Origin of the sequence: Mesorhizobium sp. M5C.F.Cr.IN.023.01.1.1, from assembly GCF_003997585.1 — a bacterium.
Taxonomy (GTDB): domain Bacteria; phylum Pseudomonadota; class Alphaproteobacteria; order Rhizobiales; family Rhizobiaceae; genus Mesorhizobium; species Mesorhizobium wenxiniae.
In genome coordinates this window covers 53,045-74,419 of sequence record NZ_RZSU01000013.1, presented here as the reverse complement: position 1 = coordinate 74,419, position 21,375 = coordinate 53,045, and the positions used below count along the sequence as shown (strand labels likewise).

The window sequence follows — 21,375 nt, the reverse complement described above, 5'->3', positions numbered from 1 at the left end:
GCTATTCCTGCTCCTCGCGCTTCTTCTGGCGTGTCCAGTGCAGGCCCCAGTCGCGGCCGTCTTTATCCGACTGGAACAAGCGGGCGCGAACGGGATGCGTAAAGGCAGGGTCGTCGAGCACGACGGAAATGAACGCGCCGGCGCGATCGCCGGTATGTTTCCAGCCTGCTCCGACTTCCGGACCGTCCTCGTCGTCGAGATGGATGCGGTAGGCTGGCGCATTCTCGACGTCTGCATTCTCGGCCGGGACAAACGTCAGTTTGAAGTCGAGCGAGAGTGTGCGAACGCGCCCGGAATATCCGGATTGAGTGCGTGTAAAATGACCGATCTGCGGCATGGCTAGGCTCCTTGTCAGTGCGGTGGATTTGATGCGCGCCGGGCGACGGCACGCGATCGGCGCGCGTTCACCGCGTTGTCGCGCGCCATTGGAACCGCCCGTCGCCGTCCTCGTCGGTCCACAGGGGGACCGCACGGCCGATGATCCGATCGGTGGAGGTCAGGCCGAAGTAGCGTCCGTCGAGGCTGTCGCGGACCTGCCAGTTCATCAGGAACACCGCGCCGCTAGGGATCCGCTCGCAGCCCTGCCAGACTGGCAGGTCACGGCCGGCGCGATCGCGTTCGAGCGCCGCTCCCACCTCGATGCCGTCGACCGTGACGACGGGACCGCTCCGACAGACTGTCTGCCCGCCAACCGCGAGAACCCGTTTCATCAACGGCACGCCTTCGGGGACATGGCCGCGCGCGTCGAGGAAAGTCGCCAGCACCTCCGGCGGGTCGACGGCGACCAGTTCAGGCACGTCGAGACGGTCGGCCGGCGCGACCGTGTAGAGGCCGATCGGCGCGCTGGCCGATGCGTTCCAGATCAGCTTGGTCGGCATCGGCGCGAGGCCGGGATAACCGACGCCGATCGCTGCGAGCGCGGTCGCGGTGACGAGGCCGAGGCGCGTCATGGGCCGGTCCTCCGGCGCTTCAGCCAGGCTTCGTGCCGCGACGGTGTGTAGGAAGAAGGCACCTCGCCGGTGCGAAGACGATTGTGGACATGCCGCCAGTGGGCCGGGTCGACGTCGGCAGGATCGATGCCGTGAGCCTCGATCGCATCGATATGCTGAAGCACGCGCTCGACGGTCGGCCAGTTCTCGGCCTTCAGCAGAATCTCGCCGCCGGGGCGGACGAACGGCAGGGTCTGGAACGGCTCGCCGCGTCCGATGGCGCGCACGATGTCGATGCGCGAGACGATCGTGCCGTAGTCGTTGGCGGCCCAGCGAACAAAGGCGAAGATGCTGTTCGGCGCGAAGCCGGCGATGCTGCGGTGGCGGTCGAGGACCTGTCCGTAGCTCTTGCGGCCGAACCTGATCCAATGCTCGACTTGGCGGCGCCAGGTCAGCTCGACGAGCGTCGTGAATGGCGCCGGTCCGCCCGGATGTAGACGCCGTGCCGCGTGGCTGGTCATGTGGCGTCTCCATCGATGAGCGGGAATTCGCGTGCGAGCAGGTCGCGCAGCATGTCGGCAACGGTCACGCCGCGCCGGAACGCCGCGACCTTGATGCGCCCGCGCAGCTCGGGCGTGATGTCGACGGTCAGGCGGGCGGTGAACGCATTGTCACCGGCCTTGCTGTTCGCCTGCGTCTCGGCCGCCTTTATCCAGCTTTCTGGACCGCCGGGGCGGGATGCGAAGCGGCGCTTGTCGGTGCGGTCCGTCATGCGCCGCCTCCCTCATGGAACGGCAGCACGGAGGCGATGCGAGCGCGGGCGCGCTCCGCTATGGCGGCATCGATCTTGCAGCAGAGATAACGGCGGCTGGACAGTCGGCAGGCATCGCCGCTTGGGCCCGATCCGGCAAACCAGCCGCCGACCGGCACGATCTCGGAGACCGCCGTCATTGCGCTATCCCGCCGATGGCCAGCCGCGCGACCTCGGCCGCCAGCGCCGAGATCTCTCGCGCCGCCGGGCTGTCGTCATCGATCTCGGAAGCCAGCCGGCCGGACTGCGCGGCGTCTGCGAAGACGACGCGCTGGCCGATGGTGGTGGCGAGCACCGGCGGATCGTGGTCGGCTAGCGTCTCTGCCGTCTCGCGGGCAATGACGGTGCGTGCGCCGCAGCGATTGAGCACAAAGCGCGCGACGAGCTGGGGCCGGTAGATGCGCGCTTCCGCGAGAAGGGCCAGCATCTCGGCCGACGCCCAGCCGTCGAACGGAGATGGCTGCACCGGGATCAGCAGCAGGTCGGCGGCGAGCAGTGCGGAGCGCATCAGGCCGGCGACACGCGGCGGCCCGTCGATGACGACGTGATCGGCATCGCGGGCCAGCTCCGGCGCTTCGCGATGCAGCGTGTCGCGCGCCAGGCCGACGACGCCGAACGCGCGCGGCAGTCCCTCGCGACCGCGCTGCTGCGACCAGTCGAGTGCCGATCCCTGCGGGTCGGCGTCGATCAGGTTCACGCGCTTGCCGCGTCTCGCGAACTCGCCGGCAAGATTGAGCGCGAGCGTCGTCTTGCCGACGCCGCCTTTCTGGTTGAGCAGCGCGACGATCATCTTGCCCCTCCCGGCTTGCGGCCCAGGGGCAGGTTCGGCGCATCGGACGTATCGTCCGTCGTAGAAGCGGAATTGCGGAAAGTCGTATCAGGGATAGCGCGATCGGCAGGCGCTTCGGGTCTGTTCCGATGCCCGCTTTGGATGTTGTTCACATCGCGCGCGCGCCTCTTAAGGTTAGACTCTCTGTTAGAGTCTAAGTTAAGGGAGCGATTTTCTGTTGATTTTCTTGGGCTTGAGGGTCGTTTCGGTTCCCGATAGCACGAGCCTCCGGTTCCCGATAGCACGTGAGCGCGGGTTCCCGATAGCACGAGGCCTTCCACAAACTGTCCACAGGCCGGCTCGAAGGCGAGCAGCACGCGCCCGCCGATCTCGACCTCCAGCGACAGCGTGTAGCCGGGCAGTGGCTGGCGGCGAATGATGTCGCGCAGTTCGAAGGCGAAGCGCTTGAACGGCGACAGGCTGCCGGACTTCTGGTGAAGGTGGCGAAAGTCGAAGCGCCAACCGTCCTGCTGGCGACCGCCGTGCTTGCGCACGAGCCGATAGAGCCAGCGGTCGATCCCGCCCGTCAGGTCGAAATAGGTCCGGTCGATGGTGAGAACCAGCGCGTCGTCGAGAACGGCCTGGTAAAACCAGTCCGGAACGATGAGCTCGATGCCGGCGGGTCTGCCCTGGCGATCCGTGCGCTCCTGCCACTCGTTGATCCAAGAAAAGCGATGGCGGCGGCCCTCGGCCGGCTGGCGGATCGAGGTGCAGACGGTCGTCGACTGAAGGCGATCGAGCGCTGCCTTCAGGCGCTGATAGTCGCGCAAGGACGTTCCTCGGCCGACGAAGGTTAGGATTTCATACGGTGTGGCGGCCATCAGCCGCGAAGTGCGTAGCCTGGCGTCGCGCGCCTCGACGATTTGGCTGGCCGCCCAGATCAGGATGTCGGCGTCCCAGATGGTCGCCATCCCGTGATCGGGAACGGCTTCGACGCGGATCGAGATATCGCCGGCGCAAAAATCGATCGGCGCGACGCGGTGCGTCTTGGAGAGGGAGAAGAACGGGTAAGCCATGAGGTCCTGCGCATCTCGCGGCGCGAAGCTGCCAGGGAGCGCTCGGAACAGATCGAGCTGTCCGCGCTCCGAAGGGGCATGCCGCCGCGCCGTCATTCAGGGATCAGCGCGCGAAGCGGCTGGTGTGAGCGGGCGGCGCGGGCGTGTGACGCTTGGCGGGCAGGACGGCGCCGCGTGGGTCGGAGGTCGACGTGACGGCGCCGCGGTTGGCCCAGGCCTGGAGATCGTCGATCGCGTAGACGACGCGCCCGCCGAGCTTTCGGTAGGCGGGCCCGGTCCCATAGGTGCGATGCTTTTCGAGCGTGCGGGCGGACAGGCTCAAGAATTCAGCGGCTTCCTTGGTGCGAAGAAAGCGTGGCGGGACAGCGGACAGGTCGGGTCGCATCGATCGGGCCTCCGTGGGGTTCCGGGTGGCCGCTGGTTCTCAGCGGCGAACGGGGACCACGGTGGCGAAGATTGCTGGTGTGGAGGGAGGGGGAAGTTGGGCGACGCTAATTCTCACCCCCCGGCGCGACGGGGATCAGGCCCGGCGGCGATGGCGAAGGAGAGCACGATAGCCGCCGGCGATCATCGCCAGCCCGTCTTTGACCAGGGCGGAGGTGGTATCGCGTAACGCCGAGGTTTTCCAGGGCTCGGACGCGGCGCGGTCGACGCCGAAGATGACGCCGGCGATGTCGCGGTAGGTTGCGCCGTTCATGCGCCCATCGGTGGCCTGCAGCATATGGCGGTGACGACGTCTCTTTTGGCGCGTCAACCGGCGATCGTCACGAACCGGTCGGCCCTGCAAAACGCGCAGCAGGCGGTCGATCCCTTCGATCCTGTCGAAACCGTCGGCATCAAGCGGCACGAGCGCCGCAACGGGTGTATCGGCCGGAATCCCCGTCAGCCTGAGCAACCGAACGGTCTGTCCGCCGGCCGTGAGCAGGAAATGCACGCCTTGCTCGTCCGAGCGTGCGGAGGTTTCGCGCAACTCGGGGAAGAGATTGTCGGCCGCCGGCAGGATGGTTGGCGCGTGCGTGAGCAGCACGGCGCTCGTATCCGCTTCGGCGGACCAGAGCACCGGACCCTCGCCAGCATTCAGCGACGGCGGGACGAAAAAATTGCAATCCCCACTTCCGATGGAGTTCGCGCTGCAGGGAAGGCCTGTCGGCCTCCGCATAGTCCTTCTGATAGTCGGGATTGCGCCTGAGCCATTCCCAGGCGAGATCAGGAGAGTCGAGATCGTCCAGATAGTTGTATGTCTCCGAAGAGCGCCAAGGGGACGTGTCAGGCGTCATCGTGGTTCCTCGTGCCGCAACGTGGGGTGGCAGCGTTCCCGAAAGCTGACGGCTTGGGAAGAGTTTAAAGAAGCGCCAAGTGATGCCCCGAGCGCATCGCCTTTGTTTATTCGCGCCCTTCGCGGAGGAGTTGACGGTAGCCGTGTTCTGTCATCCAGCGGGCGCGGGCAAGATGGCTGTCGGCGACGCGTCGGGCGCGCACAGGATCGGCGTCCGGATCGATACCGAAGATCACGGCGACCGCTTCGCGCCAATCGGCGCCGTCGGCCGCCGCGTCGAGCACGCGCATATAGAGCTTCATATGCTCCCGGTCATAGTCCGTGAGCTCCGCACGGACCGGCGGCTCGTCTAGAAAGTCTGGCTTTGTCATCATCGCCCCCAACGAAGAATATACCTATGATCGGGTGGGATGTGGAAGGTGTCTGTTCGTGACTGCCGCAATTCTAGTACGATCACAGCGCTGTCGCACGGCCTTGCACCGGCGACGTTCGTGGTGGCGACTGCGCCATCAAGCTTCACGGGCGCTTGTTTCGATCCTCTGCGATCGCGCCGCGCATGACCATCACGCCTTCTCCCCTGTCCGTCGTGAGCAGGACGATGCCATTGGCTTCCAGGGCGCGGCGCACCTGATCGCGGGTAGATTCGTACACGCGCAGCTCGCTCTCCGATTCGAGACGTTTCAAGGCTGTCAAGGATACCCGGGCCCTCTCTGCAAGCGTTTCCTGGTTCCAGCCAAGCAACGCTCGTGCGGCCCGTGATTGACGGGCGGTGATCATGAATCCGATCACCGCCACAACACGCTGCGCAGAAGCCAGAACTACGACTATAATAGTCGGACTTTGGCTGATTACCATCCAGAATCGTCGCTGCGAGAACCATCCGGACGGCCGCGCCTGTGCGGCTGATTCGGTCGCTTCGAACACCGAAAGGCCCCGCCCGGACCAGCCGGGCGGGGTGAGAGGAGCCTCAGTCCCCGTTGCGGCGGCTCGGGCGGGACCAGATGAGGCTGTAGCCTTCGCCGTTCTCGTCGCTGACCAGGTTGGCGTAGATGGGGCTCGTGAAAGAGGGATCATCGAGCTTGAGGCCCAGGTAGTCGCGGCCTTCGTTGGAGCGCTTGGCCCAGGCTGCCCCGATCTCGACCCGGCCGACGTAGACGCGGTGGCTGGGGGCGTTCTCGCCGCTGGCGCGGGTGTCAGGGGTGACGCGGACGTTCTTGGCCTGGAGCGAGAGGGTGACGATCTCGCCGGTGAACTCGTTGTTGCCGGTCTGCTTGAAGGTGCCGATGGTAGCCATTTTAGTTCTCCGTGGTTTTCTTGCTCGAGCCCGCACCATTGCGGTCTCGATGGCGATCGGCCGGCCGAAGGCGACCGGCGCTTCACCCATGGGGGCCAGAGCGAAGCGGCGGATGGCGGTGGAGGACTATCTTGCCTCGCGAGGAATGCCGGCGTCAGTCGGCAGGGGAAGAAAGTCTGGAGACGCCGTTGAAGCATAGCCGGGCGAGGCGACGCCGGCCTTCGGCCAGATCAAGCCAAGAGAGAGACCGTATTGGAGCGGACAACGGGGAAGAGCCAATCACGGAGAATGTGGCTGCCGTCGTCCGAACCTCGACAAGTCCGCCACCGCGTTTTCACGGCGATCGCCGTCCTCCCGGCTTCAGCCTGACGTCCGCGTCTCCGTGCCCGTCACCCGGCGCGAGGGACTCCAGGTTTCAGCTCTGCTGTTGGCGGGGGTCATGACCGGTGCTGCCGCCATGTGAGGCCCGGAGGTGCTGGTGCCGGCCCCACGATCGAACTTCCGACGTGACGGGGCGCCCGCCCCAGAGCCGGCGCGGTCAGGGCGTGCGGAACCTGAAAAGGCTTGCCTCGTCTGGTCCTGCGCGAACTGTCACCGCGGTCATGAGGCTCTTGCGACACCCTGTCCGGCTGGCCGGGGCGGGGTCATCATGGTGAGGCGCATGAACGCCGTGAGGCCGACCGCTGCCGCGCCCACGATGGAGAGGACGAGCTGCCAGGTGTCCGACGGCATGGTGAGCTTCACGATGCCGAAGGTGGCGTGATAGCCGGCGATCGCCGCCGGCGCGACGAAGGCGAGGATCACGAGCAGCTTGACCCAGGCGGGTCGCGCGACAAGGAGCAGGAGTTGGAACAGGCCGAAGGTCAGTGCGGCCGAGATTGCGCCGACAATGACGGCACCCGGAATGCCAGCCCCAGTCTCGTGCGCCCAGGTACCGACGGCAACGCCAGCGAAGAGCGGCAGGGCGAAGACCGCGAGGTTGAAGAGCAGCCAGCAAAGCGCGGCGATGCCGGCAAGCGTAGCGATAATGGCGAGGATGATCATGGTGGTGGTCTCCGTGCACGATTGAGCCGGGTCGCGCCAACCACCACCTCCACGGCGCGAGTGAGACTATAGCAGAGTCTGGCCGATGCGGGCAGCAAAACACGTTGCGGGCATGGCGGCATGCTGGACCGGGCGGGATTGCCTGGTCGACCGTTCTGCTGGCGATTAAGGGCGGCGCTCACGCGCCGCCCCGCTTGCGGAAATCGTAGGCATTGATGCCGAGCTTTTTCGCCTTGTCGGCGAAATTGTCCTGGATGCCGGTGCCGGGGAAGACGATGACGCCGATCGGCAGGATGTCGAGCATCGCGTCGTTGCGCTTGAATGGTGCGGCCCGGCCGTGCTTCTCCCAGTCCGGCGCGAAGCCGATCTGCGGCACCTTGCGGTTGTCGGCCCACTTGGCGGCAATGAGTTCTGCGCCTTTGGGCGACTTGCCGTGGATCAGCACCATGTCGGGGTGTTTGGCGCGAACCTTGTCGAGCACGTCCCAGACCAGATGGTGATCGTTGAAGTCGAGGCCGCCCGTCAGGGCGATCTTCGGACCGGTCGGAAGCATCACCTCGTTGTCGGCCTTGCGCCTTGCCGCGAGGAAATCGCGACTGTCGACTAGGGCGGCGGTCAGATGCCGGTGATTGACCATCGACCCTGAGCGTGGTCGCCAGGCCGAGCCGGTGTGCTGCTCGTAGCGGTCAGCGGACTTGTCGCGCATGAGCTCGAAGGCATCCCGCCGTTCGAGTATGGTCTGGCCTTGGGCGGTGAGGGTCTCGAGTTCGACCGCCTTGATCTCGGTGCCGTCCTGTTCGCGCTGCAGCCGGCGTTGGGCCTGCTCATTGTCGTCCAGTTGGCGTTCGATTCTGAGGACGGCGCGGTGGAAGACATTGGTGACCGACCAGAGCAGGTCGTCGAGATCGTGTTCGAGGCGCGTATCGGCCAGGGTGGCGATGAGGGCGTCGAAGATGTCGGCCACAGCGCCGGCCACGTGGTCGCCGTCGGGCAGCGGTCGCGGATCGGGCTCGTCGTTGTAGGGGCGCCAGCCATAGAGCTGCAGTTCGGTGAGGACGTGGTCGGTCGGGGACGATGCGTGCTGCGGTTCGATGTCGTCGTGCTCGCTCATGGGGATCTCCCGTCGGCTGGACCGCGACCCTCGCGGCCTTCATGGCGACGAAAGCCCACAAGCGGGACGGCCGGGCACCCGGAGCGAAGCGGAGGGCCGGAGCGACAGCGAAGGATGGCAGAGGCCGGCTATTTTGCCTCGCGATGGAAAGGCGTTCCTACTGATCGGTGACTGTCGCCAGCATTGCGCGCCGCCGGAAAATAGTCGGCCGCCGCCATTGCCTGGCCGGCCCGTTTGTGGGCGCGATCGCCCTCTCGAAGGCCGGGTCGCGGCTCTCTTCCGGCGCGGTCCACAAGCGATTCGGGCGGCCCCGGACGTCGCCCTCGTCCCCTCCCGGCTCATGCCGCCCGTTTCAGATAGCGCAGCCGATCCTGGCGCACGAGCTGCTCCGCGATTGCTGCCCGAAGTGCGTCGAGGCCGAAGTGGCGGAGATCGTCGTTGAAGTCCTCGAGCTCGGGCGACAGCACGATCGCCTCGATCCCGGCCGCGCGTGCGCGTTCGGCGAGCCTGTCACGGGCGGAGTCGCCGGCCGGATCGTTGTCGCGGATGACATAGAGCCGGTGCAAGGTCGGTGGGAACAGAATTGCCCCGAGATGGGCCGCCGAGAGCGCCGCCGCCATGGCCATGTCGGGCAAGGCGCATCTCAGCGACAGCGTCGTTTCGATGCCTTCGCCCGCTGCCATGACGCTGCCGGCAATGCCGAAGCGGACGGCGTGACCGAGGAGGTCGCCCATGGCGCGTCGTGGCGTGTCGAGCGGCGCCTTGCCGTTCCCATCAGGGTCGAGCCAGGTGCGGTGCGCGCCGGTCAGATGTCCGCTCAGATCGGTGACCGCGGCGATCATGGCCGGCCAGGTCTCGGTCGGCCCGTGGTCCTCTGGCCGATAGTAGCAGCGCGGATGGAAGCGGAGTGATCCGGTTCCGTGCAAAATCGTAATGCCGCGTCCCCGCAGATACGATTCTACGAGCGTGCCGGGGATCGGTTGCGACATGGCGAAGAGCCGCCGCGAGGCTTCCGGCGATCCGGTCGGGACCGTTGTCGCGCCGGGGCGCGAAGAACGCCGTTCCGGCTCCGGTCGGGGCATGGCCAGGAAGGTTCTGGCTTCGTCGGCGACGGCCTTGAAGTCGACGAGACCCATGCTCTGGCGGATGATGTCGAGCAGATCGCCGTGCTCTCCGGTCGCGGCGTCCGTCCATTTACCCGGTGGTCCTTTTGGCGAGTGGCGAAGCCGGACGAACATCGAGCGCCCCGATGCATTGCGGACATCACCGACCTGCCAGTAATTGCCGGAGCGACGTCCGTTGGAAAGATAGTGTCGGCACACCGCCTCGGCATGTTCGCCGAGACGGTGCGCGAGTTCGGCGGCATCGTGGCGCGGAATCATCGGCATCATGCGGTCTCCCGCTCGCTGACGCGCGCGACCGGCCAGCGTCCGAGCACGCGATCCAGCACGGCGATGCCGCCGGCGTCGATCGGCACGAACATCCTGAGTTTCCACGAAATGATCTCGTGGAAGAGCCCGTAGGCGGCGAGCCGTTCGCGCATCGTGTCGGTGAAGCCGGTCAACTCGATGCGCCAGGCCCCCATGACGCGGACGCGGCGGAGTTGCAGCCCCTCGGCGAGGTCGAGGATGGTGCGCCCGTCCACCAATGCCGCGAAGGCCTGTTCGGGCGTGAGCGAAGGGGCGCCCGTCGCCATGGCATTGGCCGCCCAGGCCGGCGAGACGCGGCGGCCGATGATGAGCTCGCCAGCATCGGTCTGCAGGCGATAGACCCGCGTCGTCTCGTTGGGCAGGCGCCGCCAGATGGGGAGCAGCAGCCCGGTCACCATGTCGAGGACATTGTCGGAAATTTCCGGCACCTCGGCGATTTCGGCCTGCCAGGCCGACGAGAAGACGTGGCGATCGGCCTCGGCCCAGCGGGTTTCGGCCATTGCCTTGAGCGGCAGATTGTGGGCCTCCATCGGCCGGATCAGGCGGACGCGCCGCTCGATCTCGCCATCATCGAGCATGACGCTGGTGGTCGGGATCTGAACGGCGGCGCGGCCCGACTGCTGGTTGACCAGCAGCGTGGCGCGCGGGTCGCGGAGGTGGTCGAACGCGGCATCGAGCGTGACTGGCCGGTTGCGCTGGCGCTCGGTGATGGTCAGCAGGCGGGTTTCGGCGCCGGTGCGCGGATGGGTGTGGATCACCTCCCGGCCGGTGACGACGAAGCTCTCCGCCCGTAGCGTCTCCAGCCCGGCGTCATAGGTGCCCGACGCGATGGCGCCCTCGATGCGCGCAGCGAGCAATTGCTCGAAGGCCTCGAACAGTATGCTCTGCAATTCGATGGTGAGCGCCAGCATGCGGTTGAGGAAGGTGGTGATGGGCGGCAGTTCATCCTTGATCCCGGTGTCGTCCATCAGCTTGAGGCCGGTAGCGGACTCGAAGCGTTCGAGCGAGCATCCCTCGACCTTGCCGCGCACGATGACCATGTAAAGCTGGCGCAGGGCGTCGCGGGCATAGTGGCTTTCGAGATTGTCCTCGGGCCGGAACAGGCCCTGACCGCCGGTCTGCCGCTGACCCCGGGTGATGGCGCCCAACGTGTCGAGGCGGCGGGCGATGGTCGAGAGGAAGCGCTTCTCGGCCTTCACATTGGTGGAGATGGGACGGAACAGCGGCGGCTGCGCCTGGTTGGTGCGGTGGGTGCGGCCAAGGCCCTGGATGGCGGTGTCCGCCTTCCAGCCGGCCTCGAGCAGGTAGTGCACGCGCAGCCGCCGGTTCCGGGCCGAAAGCTCGGCATGGTAGCTGCGCCCGGTGCCCCCCGCGTCCGAAAATACCAGAACGCGCTTCTGGTCGTCCATGAACGCCTGCGTTTCGGCGAGGTTGGCCGAGCCGGCGCGGGTCTCGACCACGAGGCGATCACTGCCGGGGGCAGCGCCTGGCTTGCGCACGATGCGTCGCGACCGGCCGGTGACCTCGGCGACGACGTCTGCCCCGAAATGCTGGACGATCTGGTCGAGGGCGCCAGGGACGGCCGGAAGGCTCGCGAGCTTCGCAATCAGGTCGTCGCGGCGAGCCACAGCCTCGCGGCTCTCAACCGGCTGGCCGTCGCGATAGACCGGGCGCGAGGACAGATTGCTCTCCGAATCCGTGAATGGTTCGTAGAGCTGCACCGGGAACGAGTGGGCGAGATAGTCGAGGACGTATTCGCGCGGCGTGATGTCGACGCGAACGTCGTTCCATTCCTCGGTCGGCAACTCGCTGAGACGCCGTTCCATCAGCGCCTCGCCGGTCGAAACGATCTGGATAACGGCTGAATGGCCGTCGGCCAGGTCGCGCGTGATCGAGCGGATGAGCGTCGGCGTCTTCATCGAGGTGAGGAGGTGACCGAAGAAGCGCTGCTTGGCGCTCTCGAAGGCCGAGCGCGCGGCCGACTTGGCCTGCGCATTCAGGGTGCCGGAACTGCCGGTGATGTTGGCCGCCTGCATCGCCGCATCGAGGTTGTTGTGGATGATGGCGAAGGCGCCCGCATAGGCATCGTAGATGCGGACCTGTTCGGGCGTGAGTTCGTGCTCGACCAGCTCGTATTCGACGCCGGCGAAGGAGAGTGAGCGGGCCGTATAGAGGCCGAGGGCGCGCAGGTCGCGGGCCAGCACCTCCATTGCCGCGACACCACCGGATTCGATCGCCTCGACGAATTCGGCACGGGTCGAGAACGGAAAATGCTCGCCACCCCAAAGACCAAGCCGCTGGGCATAGGCGAGATTGTGCACCGTCGTGGCGCCGGTCGCCGAGACATAGAGGATCCGAGCCTTCGGCAGTGCGTGTTGCAGCCGCAGCCCGGCACGGCCCTGCTGGCTGGCGGCGACATCGCCCCGCTCGCCCTTGGCGCCAACGGCATTCTGCATGGCATGGCTCTCGTCGAACACGATGACGCCGTCGAAATCGGCCCCCAACCATTCGACGATCTGCCGGACCCGCGAAACCTTGTCGCCGCGGTCATCGGAGCGCAGCGTGGCATAGGTGGTGAATAGGACGCCTTCCGGCAGCGTGATCGGCTTTCCCTGCAGGAAGCGCGAGAGCGGCGTGACCAACAGTCGCTCCATGCCGAGCGCCGACCAGTCTCGCTGGGCGTCCTCGATCAGCTTGTCGGACTTCGAGATCCAGACCGCCTTGCGGCGGCCCTGCAGCCAATGGTCGAGGATGATGGCCGCCGATTCACGACCCTTGCCGACGCCGGTGCCATCGCCGATCATGAAGCCCTGCCGGAAGCGGACGGCTTCCTGCGCCTCCTCCGGCGCGGCGCTGACGACATCGAAGGTGTCGTCCACCGTCCAGGCGCCGGCGAGGAATTCCGAATGCGCCTCGCCGGCATAGATCACCGTCTCGAGCTGGGCGTCGGAGAGCAGGTCGAGGATGTTCTGCGGAAGACGCGGCCGGTAGCTCGGCCGGGGTGGCGTGACGCTCGCCATGGCCGCCGATTGTACGAGTTGGGTCGGGTGCGCCTGAGAGCCGGGAATACGGATTGCCTGAAGTCCGTATGGCTCATAGATGGCATCACTGATGCTGGCGTTGTCGGTGGGCAGCACGTCGACGGTGTCGTAGGCGAACTCGACGCCCTCGGGCTCGGCAAGCGGCGCCGCCGGTGCGCGCGCGGCCCTGGCGACGTAACCGCGGACGGTGCGCGGCGCGGCGGTGGTCGAGGCCGAGCCCGAGAGGACTGGAAGGGCGACCGGGCTGCGGGCCGGGACATGAGCGCCGACCCAGGCCAGCAGCGTGGCGGTATCGGGAGCAACACCGGGCGCGGCCGGGAAGACGGCGGGATCGTCAGCCGGTAGCTTCTCGACGACGGTGAGCCGCGTGTCGATCGTCGTGCCGTGTCTGGCATAGACGGCGCCGTCGATCGCGGCGGAGAAGACGACACGGCCGCGCTCCTGCAGGCGCGTAAACGCCGGCGCCCAGGCCGGATTGTCGGGCGCGAAGCTGGCTCCGGTGATGGTCACGAGGCGGCCGCCCGGCGCCAGGCGCGCCAGCGCCGAGGCGACATGGCGGACCACCGCGTCGGCGACGCGGCCTTCGACATTGGCCATCACCGAGAACGGCGGATTCATCAGCACGACGCTCGGCACGGCGGCTGGATCGAGATGATCGTCGGTCTGGGCGGCATCGAAGCGCGTGACGGGCACGGCCGGAAACAGGGACGAGAGAAGGCCGGCGCGTGTTTCGGCGAGTTCGTTGAGGAGCAGGGTACCGCCAGCGATCTCGGCGAGGATGGCGAGCAGGCCCGTGCCAGCCGAGGGCTCGAGTACGCGATCGGCCGACGTGATGGCGGCTGCCGTCGCCGCGACAATCCCGAGCGGAATCGGCGTCGAGAACTGCTGGAAGGTCTGCGACTCTTCGGAGCGGCGCGTGTGCGTCGGCAGCAGGCCCGCAATCTTCGACAGGGCGGAAAGCCGCAGAGCCGGAGTGGCGGCTTTACGGAACAGCGCCTTTCCGTATTTACGCAGGAACAGGACAGTCGCCGCCTCGCAGGCCTCGTAAGCCTGCTTCCAGTCCCAGGCGCCGGCGGCATCGGAGGCACCGAAGGCTGCCTCCATGCTGGCGCGTAGGATCGGCGCGTCGATACTCTCGCCGCGCTCGAGGTGGGGAAGGAGAAGGGTCGCGGCAGCGAACACCGCGGCGGCGGTGTCAGGCCTGTCGAGCGGGAGCGGCGCGGCGGCAATCGCTGCCGCCGATGCGGAGGTCGGGGTCATGATGGGATCCTCGGAGAGCAACAGGAAATCGAGCCGGGCGCGGCGCTCTCTCTGGACCGAACCGGCTCGAACCCGTCCCGGCCAGCCTCTCCCTCTCGGCCAGCCTCCTGGCCTGACAGCAAACAAGCGCCCGGCCGCAGCACGGGCGCTTGAGGTGGATCAGGGCGTGATGGCTATTTCCTATTCGGACGCGTCGGCCATGGGCAGGAAGCCGTTCGGGTCGGCGGGATCGGGCGGCCGTTAGGCATCAAAGGGATTGCCTTCGGCCAGATGCCCGAACGGCGTGAAGACGTAGTCCGCGCCGTCACGACCGACGGCGCAGATCACGTAGCGCGGCTGTGCTGTTTCGGTATCCAGGCATTCCATCAGCGCCAGATTGCCATCGCCGGCGGCGCGGAGCAGCGTCTGGAAATTGGCGCGGGCAAAGTCGGGAATGCTCATGAGACTTCTCCCGCGCTGCTCGGTTCGTCCGGACCGCGAGCGCCCCCGAGGATGGCCTCGGCGAGTTGCACCGCCCATTTGGCTTTGCCGGTCCATTCGGGAGCCGTCGTTCGACCCGCCTCGGAATCGGCGAGGAGGATCTTGAGCAGGCCGAGCAGGACTTCGAAGTGCCGCGCCTGGCGCTGCAGCGTTTCCTCAAACTGCGGGGCGACTTGTACTGTGGGACCGCGGTAGGCGGCATCGGCTCCTTGCCAGATACCGGTGACAAAGGTCTCGCCGGAGGACTCGCAATCCTCTTTGTGTTCGGACCAGTCCGTGTCCTCGATGGCGAGACGGCAGGCCGCTTCGGGCGTCTCGGCCGTGTAGGTGCGCTGCCGGTAGACCGGCAGGTGGTACGTCGTTTCAATGGTGAATTCGGGCATGATCGGTCTCCGCAAAGCGAGATACCCGGCGCTCATTCAAGAGCCCGGGCAGCTTCGCCTCGTTCGTTGAGGTGGTTGCGAATGGCGCTGCGTTCCGCCGTGAAAGCGGGTGTGGTCGCCGACGTCAGGCCGCGGCGCGTCCCTCGACGGCATCAGCGCTGAGTTCGTCGGCGGTCACCTCCTCGATGCGGGCTTGGTGATGGCCGTTCCTCGCCAGCCACAACTCGGCGGCGTCGCGGCTTTCGGCGAGATGCAGCAATTCTTCACCGTCGCCCATGGCCTGCAGCACGCGGACCTGGCCCATGCGGGGACGTTCGATGACGCGGAACCTCAGGTCGCTGTCGATGCAGTAGGTGCGCATCACCGACACGAGGATGATGCCATTCTGGCCGAACGTGCCCTCATGCAGGGTGAAGCAGGGCGGGGACGTGTAGGTGGGGCGCTCGCGTGCCGGCTCCTTGCGGACCAGCCGGCCGGTGCCGTTGCGGCGTTCCCAGCCCGCTAGCTTCTTTGTGAAGCGCGCCGCCGGCCGAGGCATGCCGTCCGAGTAGGCGATCAAGGAGCCGAGGGGCGCGATGTCGAAGATCAATGAGGCAGACATTGAAGTCTCTCCAGAAACGGAAAGGCCCGGCAGATCGCCGGGCCGGGATGAAAGGAAGGGTGACCCCGTCTGTGGGGGTCTTCCTCGCCGGCGAGGAAGGCCGGGAGCGCGGCGACATCGCCGTCATCCTCGTCCTGCTGAACGACGGGGGGTTCGTCACCGGTGAGGCGCAGCGGCTCGGGCAGCCAGCCGCTGTCGGCGAGCAGCCGCTCCGCCTCCTTGGCCATCTCGCCCTTCTTGAGGTGGTCGATGAGTTGCGCCGCGCGTTCGCCGGCGCCCTCGCGCACCGCTTCGAGGATGCGGGACTTGGTGACGCGGCCGAGATAGTTGGCGACGGTTGGACGCCAGCCGGCGTCGACCATGTCCAACCCGGTTACCCGGGCCAGCCGGTCCGCCTCGCGCAGGCGCTGCTCGAGGCCCTGCTGGCTGACACCGGAGCCGTAGGGATTGATGCGCTCGTAATGCGCGTTGATCCCGAAACTGACGCAATGCGCCAGAAGCGCCAGCCGGCTGGCCTCGTCGAGGGCATCGAGCCAGGTCCACAGCGCCTCGTCGTCGCCGAAGGGAATGTCCGTCTTCCAGGCCTCCTGCCGGTCGGCGACAGCCTTGGCGTCCGAACTGTCCTTGAGGTCGGTGTCCTGCGCGGTGAAGTAAACGTGGCGGACGGAGGCTTCGAGACAGCCGATCGAGGAGCGCTGACCGAAGGTGTCGAGCACAAGCCGATGGAGCAGTGCCGTCATCGCGACGCGCGGGTTGCTGGCGACGGCGTTGCGCAGCGCCAGTGTGCGATGCGCGGTGAGGTCGATGACCAGCCTCTCCGGGAGCGGCTTGATGGCGTCGCCGTCATCCCCTTCGTCCGGCTCCGACGGCTGTGCGCCGACGGTGATCGTGGTCCGCCGAGGTGCCAGTTCACCATCGGTTTCACGCCCATCAATCTCACCTTCGGGCTGCGCAACGTCGCCATCGCCGCTATCCGGCTCTTCGTCCTCGGGCCGGACATAGCCACGATCGACGACGAGATCGCCATCGCGGTTGATGCTGACGAAAACGCCGGCACGTTCGATGTCGGCGGGATCGTAGATCTTTGGGCGATTTTCGAGCTGCTCAAGCGCCTGCTCGATCTCGCCTAGGCGCTGATCGACCTCGTCCGGGAGCTCGTCTGCCTCGCCATACTGGGCCTCGATCTCGTCGTACTCGTTGCGCAGCGCCTCCCGGCTGGCACGCTCCTCGTCATTGAGATCCACGAAGCTGCCAGTGAGCGGCCGCAAGCCCTGGGCGTGGCCATAGGGCAGATCCATATCGACGACGATCCACTTCCAGCCTTCGGCGGCGATCTCGTCGGCGCTGGCACGCAGCTTCTCGCCGACCAGCCGGTCGAGCAGCGCCGGATCCTGCAGCCAGCCGCCATTGTCGGCCTCGAACAGGTCGCGCAGCACGATGCCACCGGCGGCGACATATGCATCGACACCAACGAACAAAGCGCGGCGATCGCTGGCCCGGACAGTGGTCTCGGTGAGCATGCGCCGGATCTGGTACGGCTCCCGCGACCAGGAATTCTGGAGCGTCTCCCAGACCTGCTCCTGGCGCGCATGGTCATCGGTCACGGTGAAGGCCATGAGTTGGTCGAGCTTCATGCCGTCCTGCTCGTAGATCTCGAGCAGCTTGGGCGAGACCTTGGCGAGACGCAGGCGCTGCTGCACGAAGGTGGCCGACACGAAAAAACGGGCCGCGATATCCTCGTGACTTGCACCCTGGTCGTGGAGCGTCTGGAAGGCTCTGAACATATCGAGCGGGTGCAGATCCTCGCGCTGGAAGTTCTCCGCGAGCGAGTCTTCCTCGATCGGCACGACACTGTTGGCGTCCGAGACGACGCAGGGCACCGTTTCGGTCTTGGCCATGCGCTTCTGCTTGACCAGCAGTTCGAGCGCGCGATAACGGCGCCCGCCGGCGGGCACCTCGAACATGCCGGTCTCGTTGCGCTCGCCGTCGAGCACGGGCCGGACGTTGAGGCTCTGGAGGAGCCCACGCCGCGCAATGGACGCGGCGAGATCCTCGATGGACTGCCCGTTCTTGATGCGCCGGACATTGGCCTGGCTGAGCATCAGCTTGTTGAAGGGGATGTCGCGCGAGGCGTTGAGGGTGATCTTCTGCTTGGCGGTCGCCATGGTCGTGTCTCCGCGACGGGCGGCCGGGAACTCCTCTCGACCTCCAACCCGTCACGAAGAGCGGCGCCGCCCTCTCACTCTGAGGACGGCGCCGCGCGCGCGGTTTGCGAGGAAGCGTAAAGCCTGAAACACGGATTTGCGGAATCGAGGGTGGGCCGAGCCCCACGGCTCATTCGTCAGGACGCGCGCGGCCGCGTGCGAGGCATGGCAGCGATAATGCGTTCGGCCGCGCGCATGCTGCCGGCTTGCCGAGCCGCTTCGGCCCAGACCGAGATCGGCAAGTCCGTCTGGAAGAGGATGTCGCGTTCGATGCCCATGCCGGATGGCAGTCGAACCGAGGTCAGGTCTTCGAGCGAGAAGCTGCCGAGTTCCGGATAGCCAAGGTCAGCGAGTCCGAACAGCGTATCGCCGTTGGCGTCGAGTTCGGTGGCCAGCCAGACGCCTTCGCCAAGCGGATTGAAGAACTTCACCACCGGTATGTGATCGGCATCGCGATCATGCCCGTTGGCGAGCAGGCGGCCGCGCAGATCGTCGGTCAGGAGGATCATGCCGCCCTCCTGTCGATTGCGGGCTCGCCCGGCTCGCCGCCATCAATTGCCCCGCCGGCATCGGGCAGGAAGCCGAGGAGCCAGTCCGCCGCCTTGCTGGCCTGCGAGGCGGCGCGGACAATGGCGCGGTTGTCCTCGCGCAGCACCTCGAGCCAGGAGGCGAGATAGTCGGCATGACGCACCGTCGGCACGATACCGAGCGCCGCGCAGCAGAAGGCCGCGTTCATCTCGGCCACCAATTCCTCGAAGGCGTATTTTCTGGTCCCGAACGATCCGCCGAGATCGCGGCCGAGCCGCGAGGCATGACCGGTGGCGTGGCCCAGTTCGTGCAGCGCCGTGCGGTGCCAGTTGATCGGCTCGAAATAGGCGGCGGGCGGCGGCACCATGACATAGTCGTGCGCCGGGACGTAGTAGGCCCGATCGCCGCCGATTCGGAAGTCGATGCCGCTGGCCTTGATCAGCGCCTCGACGGTCGGCTCGATCATCCCCGGCGGAGGCGGCGGCATCTCGACGGCGATGTCCTCCGGCAGACCTTCACATTGCGCCACGTTGAACACGGTGAAGCGCTTGAGGAAGGGGATAGCCTGAGCTTCTTCCCCCGTGTCGCGGGCGCGCTGCTTCTCGTCCTCGGGCACGAAGCGGTCGGCATAGACCACGGTCGTGCCGTGTTCGCCCCTGCGAACATTGCCGCCGAGGGACAGCGCTTGGCGGAAGGTGAGCCAGCCTTGGCCCGGAAAGCCGTGCTGGACCACGGCACCCCACAGGATCAGGATGTTGATGCCGGAATAGGCGCGGCCGGTGCTGGCATTCTTCGGCAGGCCGAGCCGCGCGTGAGCAGCCGGCGTACCCCAGGGCTGCACCCAGGGGAAGCGGCCGGCTTCGAGCTCGGCAATGACCTTGCCGGTGATCTCGTCGTAAAGGCTCGTCCGGTCGGCGCCGGCGCGAGCGTGGCGGTGAGGTCTGGACATCGCGGATCTCCGCGACGGGCGCCGGAAGCTCTCCTCCAGCTTTCAACCCGTCACGGCAAACCCGTCCGCACTCTCACTCTGAGGGGGCGTTGCGGGGTCCCCCCGCAGAAGGGGTCGGGCGAGACCTCGGCTCGGCCGCAGGGGAAGGCATTCCCCGCACTTAACGGCGGCCTGACCTCGCCGATGCGGCGAGACTACCGCGAATCCAGAGGCCGTTGCCTCGTAGCTGTCGAGTGCAGAGAAACCCGTGCCCCTGAACAGGCTGCTGATTTACGCAGTAGGAATGTCAAGGACGCGGCTCCCGTTGGACGACAAGCATTTCGGCTTCATAGCGAGCCGCGCGCCTGACGACAGGATCGTCGAACTGGGCGCACGGGATCGCCGAGGCACACCATGCTTCAAGCGGACGGCGATGGTCGCCAAGGCTAAGGATCCGTGCTGCAACGCCATTCGGTTTCCAGCCGGGCCTTCAGGAACTGCGGCTGAGAGTTGTTAGCACTTATCCGTTCACGAGTTGTTCCAGGCAGCATCATCCGATTATAAATGCGGTCAATTGGGAGGAATTAAGTTGGACATATTCGAGGATGAGGACGAGCAGCTCCTCGATCCTGACTACAGGCCCTCGCTCGCTACTTGGAGCGCTTACCTGACGATCCATCGGCCGTCGGAACTGTCCGACCAGGAGATGGCGTGGCATTTCGGCGACCGCGATGGGAAATGGAGCCGGCAGAGCAAGGCGGCGCTCGCGAGATCCGGGGCGAAGGGTCTCGATCTTAACGACAACTGGGCTCTCGTGGGACCAGGTTGGTCCTGTCCAAGCTGCGGGCGGACGAAAGACCAATGCTTTCGACTGTCAAAGAAGGGAGTGCTTCTGGCGAAGCTCGAGCTTCATCACGACCATATGCGCGACCTGGTCTGGCCGCGTGCCGGCGAACTCCTCGGGCATGACTGGCGAGACAGGATTCCTGGAACCGGGGAAATGCTGGGGCTTGTAAGGGACCTGGTGTCGCGATTCTCCGAGGCACTCGTTTGTTCCGAATGCAATGCAGCGGACGCAAAGGCGAAGAGAGAGGTCGCCGGCATCGATGACCGTTTCACGTTCACGGTCTCGGAGATCAGATCGTTCGCCATCGCCCGGCCGGGGCGGGATCACGAGATCGACATCGAGCGTGCGCGCACCATCTGGGAAATCCAGCGGGGTGGGTTTGAAATGCGCCTGCGGCTTCTCGACATGCTAATAAGTGAGATCGGGACCGGCGGTCTCGCCCACGACAAGGCAGGGTGGCCGGGCGTGATTCCGATGCAATTGGCCATGGGCGGCCAGGAGATGCTGTGGAGGGCCTTCCTGGACCAGGTGCGCGAGGACGAGCGGCGCGGGGAGTTGTCAGGCCTTCGCCGTGAGTTCCTGACGCGGTCCGTGAGTCTCGATTCCCGCAGACTCGCCGACCGTACCGTGAAGCCGTCTTGCGGCCCGACCGACGAAGAATACGCTGCCTATTCCGACGCGGTCTCGCCAAAGACCTGGGCCGCAACGGGCGACGACTGGACCTGTGCGTGCTGCGGCCGTCGCAAGCGCGAGGTCGTGCGTCGGGCAAGCAAGGGCAAGTGGTCAGGGGGCATACGGAAGCTGCGCATCCTGGTGGAGGAGACGGATGCGGATGCGATTGCGACGCGCATGCGTCTCTTCCCTGGCTATCGACACGAGCTCTGGGTGGGGGATTCGTATTTCGTCGATGTCTGTTCCGATTGCGCCGATGTGCGGCGCGATGCCCGGCAGCGGGACCGGTCGACGCCCGACAGCCACCTGAAGCTTGAGGACATCCGCGACGCCCTGCAGGAAGTCCGCGCCAATGCGGCCCATGTCGCCGATCAGGCGTTGGTTTGCGAAAGACTGCGCAAGAACGCGCCATACGATTCAGCTTACGAGGCGTATTCCGCCTTTCGTTCGCTGGTGTCGACGCTGAAGGCGCGTATGGACTTCCGGATGAGCCGCGGCGTTCCGCGCGAGGCGGTGATCGCCGAGCTCTGCGAGGATCTGAAGTACAAGCACAGCATCATATCGGATCAAGATCAGCTCACGCTGGTAGAATGGCTGCTTGCCCGGAAGGTGAGAGACCCGCGGGAGGGCTAAAGGCGGCTCCGGTTGGCTCCTCTTGGCTTGGGCTGCCTTGAGTTGGGCTTACCTTCTT

General features: G+C 66.3%; 22 protein-coding genes and 2 pseudogenes. 1 reads left to right on the top strand and 23 read right to left on the bottom strand.

Annotated features, from left to right (window positions below):
- Nucleotide 1: 1 nt before the first annotated feature.
- The 23 genes and pseudogenes from EOA78_RS08065 to EOA78_RS07955 all read right to left on the bottom strand — a co-directional run bounded on the left by EOA78_RS08065 (nucleotide 2) and on the right by EOA78_RS07955 (nucleotide 19,186).
- Nucleotides 2-337, bottom strand: coding sequence for a DUF736 domain-containing protein (locus tag EOA78_RS08065; RefSeq protein ID WP_127314661.1), 336 nt, complete (start codon nucleotides 335-337; stop codon nucleotides 2-4).
- 67 nt (nucleotides 338-404) lie between these two features.
- On the bottom strand, nucleotides 405-950 hold the full coding sequence (locus EOA78_RS08060; protein WP_127314660.1) for a S26 family signal peptidase: 546 nt from the start codon (nucleotides 948-950) through the stop codon (nucleotides 405-407).
- Nucleotides 947-1,450, bottom strand: a complete 504-nt coding sequence (locus EOA78_RS08055) for a DUF2840 domain-containing protein (RefSeq protein WP_127314659.1) — start codon at nucleotides 1,448-1,450, stop codon at nucleotides 947-949. Before EOA78_RS08055 ends, EOA78_RS08060 begins: the two co-directional genes overlap by 4 nt.
- Nucleotides 1,447-1,701: a hypothetical protein gene (locus tag EOA78_RS08050; RefSeq protein ID WP_127314658.1), complete on the bottom strand. Its 255-nt coding sequence runs from the start codon at nucleotides 1,699-1,701 to the stop codon at nucleotides 1,447-1,449. The genes EOA78_RS08055 and EOA78_RS08050 overlap by 4 nt, the downstream gene beginning before the upstream one ends.
- Nucleotides 1,698-1,853 (bottom strand): annotated as a pseudogene (locus tag EOA78_RS08045) (site-specific DNA-methyltransferase); the annotation flags it as partial. The pseudogene EOA78_RS08045 and the gene EOA78_RS08050, both read right to left, overlap by 4 nt.
- Nucleotides 1,854-1,876: 23 nt before the next feature.
- Nucleotides 1,877-2,530, bottom strand: a complete 654-nt coding sequence (parA, locus tag EOA78_RS08040; protein WP_127314657.1) for a ParA family partition ATPase — start codon at nucleotides 2,528-2,530, stop codon at nucleotides 1,877-1,879.
- Nucleotides 2,527-3,681, bottom strand: coding sequence for a replication initiator protein A (locus EOA78_RS08035; RefSeq protein WP_127314656.1), 1,155 nt, complete (start codon nucleotides 3,679-3,681; stop codon nucleotides 2,527-2,529). The genes parA and EOA78_RS08035 overlap by 4 nt, the downstream gene beginning before the upstream one ends.
- 7 nt (nucleotides 3,682-3,688) lie before the next feature.
- Complete coding sequence (locus tag EOA78_RS08030) at nucleotides 3,689-3,970, bottom strand: helix-turn-helix domain-containing protein (protein ID WP_127314655.1); 282 nt, start codon at nucleotides 3,968-3,970, stop codon at nucleotides 3,689-3,691.
- Between the two features lie 135 nt (nucleotides 3,971-4,105).
- Nucleotides 4,106-4,645: a DUF2285 domain-containing protein gene (locus tag EOA78_RS08025; RefSeq protein WP_245477429.1), complete on the bottom strand. Its 540-nt coding sequence runs from the start codon at nucleotides 4,643-4,645 to the stop codon at nucleotides 4,106-4,108.
- 46 nt (nucleotides 4,646-4,691) lie between these two features.
- Nucleotides 4,692-4,862, bottom strand: a pseudogene (locus tag EOA78_RS36955) (DUF6499 domain-containing protein); the annotation flags it as partial.
- Nucleotides 4,863-4,968: 106 nt separating this feature from the next.
- Nucleotides 4,969-5,232 (bottom strand): DUF2285 domain-containing protein, encoded by a 264-nt coding sequence (locus EOA78_RS08015; protein ID WP_127314653.1) that lies wholly within the window; start codon nucleotides 5,230-5,232, stop codon nucleotides 4,969-4,971.
- Between the two features lie 145 nt (nucleotides 5,233-5,377).
- Entirely contained in the window at nucleotides 5,378-5,638 is a 261-nt protein-coding gene (locus EOA78_RS08010) for a hypothetical protein (RefSeq protein WP_127314684.1), read from the bottom strand.
- A gap of 190 nt (nucleotides 5,639-5,828) precedes the next feature.
- Nucleotides 5,829-6,155 carry a DUF736 domain-containing protein gene (locus EOA78_RS08005; RefSeq protein WP_127314652.1) on the bottom strand — a complete coding sequence of 109 codons (327 nt, stop codon included), beginning with the start codon at nucleotides 6,153-6,155 and terminating at the stop codon, nucleotides 5,829-5,831.
- A 600-nt stretch (nucleotides 6,156-6,755) separates the two neighbouring features.
- Nucleotides 6,756-7,199, bottom strand: a complete 444-nt coding sequence (locus tag EOA78_RS08000) for a hypothetical protein (RefSeq protein ID WP_127314651.1) — start codon at nucleotides 7,197-7,199, stop codon at nucleotides 6,756-6,758.
- Between the two features lie 178 nt (nucleotides 7,200-7,377).
- On the bottom strand, nucleotides 7,378-8,310 hold the full coding sequence (locus EOA78_RS07995; protein ID WP_127314650.1) for a DUF2493 domain-containing protein: 933 nt from the start codon (nucleotides 8,308-8,310) through the stop codon (nucleotides 7,378-7,380).
- A 338-nt stretch (nucleotides 8,311-8,648) separates the two neighbouring features.
- Entirely contained in the window at nucleotides 8,649-9,692 is a 1,044-nt protein-coding gene (locus EOA78_RS07990) for a toprim domain-containing protein (protein ID WP_206533413.1), read from the bottom strand.
- A gap of 5 nt (nucleotides 9,693-9,697) precedes the next feature.
- Complete coding sequence (locus EOA78_RS07985) at nucleotides 9,698-14,041, bottom strand: strawberry notch family protein (RefSeq protein WP_127314649.1); 4,344 nt, start codon at nucleotides 14,039-14,041, stop codon at nucleotides 9,698-9,700.
- 240 nt (nucleotides 14,042-14,281) lie between these two features.
- Nucleotides 14,282-14,482, bottom strand: a complete 201-nt coding sequence (locus EOA78_RS07980) for a DUF6117 family protein (RefSeq protein ID WP_127314648.1) — start codon at nucleotides 14,480-14,482, stop codon at nucleotides 14,282-14,284.
- A complete protein-coding gene (locus tag EOA78_RS07975) occupies nucleotides 14,479-14,904 on the bottom strand; it encodes a hypothetical protein (protein WP_127314647.1) in 426 nt (141 codons plus the stop codon). The genes EOA78_RS07980 and EOA78_RS07975 overlap by 4 nt, the downstream gene beginning before the upstream one ends.
- Before the next feature lie 124 nt (nucleotides 14,905-15,028).
- Complete coding sequence (locus tag EOA78_RS07970; protein ID WP_127314646.1) at nucleotides 15,029-15,505, bottom strand: hypothetical protein; 477 nt, start codon at nucleotides 15,503-15,505, stop codon at nucleotides 15,029-15,031.
- Nucleotides 15,490-17,670, bottom strand: coding sequence for a ParB/RepB/Spo0J family partition protein (locus EOA78_RS07965; RefSeq protein WP_127314645.1), 2,181 nt, complete (start codon nucleotides 17,668-17,670; stop codon nucleotides 15,490-15,492). Before EOA78_RS07965 ends, EOA78_RS07970 begins: the two co-directional genes overlap by 16 nt.
- A gap of 176 nt (nucleotides 17,671-17,846) precedes the next feature.
- Entirely contained in the window at nucleotides 17,847-18,218 is a 372-nt protein-coding gene (locus tag EOA78_RS07960; protein WP_127314644.1) for a DUF2958 domain-containing protein, read from the bottom strand.
- The gene (locus EOA78_RS07955; RefSeq protein ID WP_127314643.1) at nucleotides 18,215-19,186 is read right to left on the bottom strand and encodes a zincin-like metallopeptidase domain-containing protein; all 972 of its coding nucleotides are present in this window, start codon (nucleotides 19,184-19,186) and stop codon (nucleotides 18,215-18,217) included. Before EOA78_RS07955 ends, EOA78_RS07960 begins: the two co-directional genes overlap by 4 nt.
- Before the next feature lie 901 nt (nucleotides 19,187-20,087).
- Here EOA78_RS07955 and EOA78_RS07945 point away from each other — a divergent pair.
- Complete coding sequence (locus EOA78_RS07945; protein WP_127314642.1) at nucleotides 20,088-21,317, top strand: hypothetical protein; 1,230 nt, start codon at nucleotides 20,088-20,090, stop codon at nucleotides 21,315-21,317.
- The last annotated feature ends 58 nt before the right edge of the window (nucleotides 21,318-21,375 follow it).

Coding starts and splice junctions, on each gene's coding strand:
- EOA78_RS08065 (WP_127314661.1), bottom strand. CDS start 337: ATGCCGCAGATCGGTCATTTTACACGCACTCAATCCGGATATTCCGGG.
- EOA78_RS08060 (WP_127314660.1), bottom strand. CDS start 950: ATGACGCGCCTCGGCCTCGTCACCGCGACCGCGCTCGCAGCGATCGGC.
- EOA78_RS08055 (WP_127314659.1), bottom strand. CDS start 1,450: ATGACCAGCCACGCGGCACGGCGTCTACATCCGGGCGGACCGGCGCCA.
- EOA78_RS08050 (WP_127314658.1), bottom strand. CDS start 1,701: ATGACGGACCGCACCGACAAGCGCCGCTTCGCATCCCGCCCCGGCGGT.
- parA (WP_127314657.1), bottom strand. CDS start 2,530: ATGATCGTCGCGCTGCTCAACCAGAAAGGCGGCGTCGGCAAGACGACG.
- EOA78_RS08035 (WP_127314656.1), bottom strand. CDS start 3,681: ATGACGGCGCGGCGGCATGCCCCTTCGGAGCGCGGACAGCTCGATCTG.
- EOA78_RS08030 (WP_127314655.1), bottom strand. CDS start 3,970: ATGCGACCCGACCTGTCCGCTGTCCCGCCACGCTTTCTTCGCACCAAG.
- EOA78_RS08015 (WP_127314653.1), bottom strand. CDS start 5,232: ATGACAAAGCCAGACTTTCTAGACGAGCCGCCGGTCCGTGCGGAGCTC.
- EOA78_RS08010 (WP_127314684.1), bottom strand. CDS start 5,638: ATGATCACCGCCCGTCAATCACGGGCCGCACGAGCGTTGCTTGGCTGG.
- EOA78_RS08005 (WP_127314652.1), bottom strand. CDS start 6,155: ATGGCTACCATCGGCACCTTCAAGCAGACCGGCAACAACGAGTTCACC.
- EOA78_RS08000 (WP_127314651.1), bottom strand. CDS start 7,199: ATGATCATCCTCGCCATTATCGCTACGCTTGCCGGCATCGCCGCGCTT.
- EOA78_RS07995 (WP_127314650.1), bottom strand. CDS start 8,310: ATGAGCGAGCACGACGACATCGAACCGCAGCACGCATCGTCCCCGACC.
- EOA78_RS07990 (WP_206533413.1), bottom strand. CDS start 9,692: ATGATTCCGCGCCACGATGCCGCCGAACTCGCGCACCGTCTCGGCGAA.
- EOA78_RS07985 (WP_127314649.1), bottom strand. CDS start 14,041: ATGACCCCGACCTCCGCATCGGCGGCAGCGATTGCCGCCGCGCCGCTC.
- EOA78_RS07980 (WP_127314648.1), bottom strand. CDS start 14,482: ATGAGCATTCCCGACTTTGCCCGCGCCAATTTCCAGACGCTGCTCCGC.
- EOA78_RS07975 (WP_127314647.1), bottom strand. CDS start 14,904: ATGCCCGAATTCACCATTGAAACGACGTACCACCTGCCGGTCTACCGG.
- EOA78_RS07970 (WP_127314646.1), bottom strand. CDS start 15,505: ATGTCTGCCTCATTGATCTTCGACATCGCGCCCCTCGGCTCCTTGATC.
- EOA78_RS07965 (WP_127314645.1), bottom strand. CDS start 17,670: ATGGCGACCGCCAAGCAGAAGATCACCCTCAACGCCTCGCGCGACATC.
- EOA78_RS07960 (WP_127314644.1), bottom strand. CDS start 18,218: ATGATCCTCCTGACCGACGATCTGCGCGGCCGCCTGCTCGCCAACGGG.
- EOA78_RS07955 (WP_127314643.1), bottom strand. CDS start 19,186: ATGTCCAGACCTCACCGCCACGCTCGCGCCGGCGCCGACCGGACGAGC.
- EOA78_RS07945 (WP_127314642.1), top strand. CDS start 20,088: ATGCGCGACCTGGTCTGGCCGCGTGCCGGCGAACTCCTCGGGCATGAC.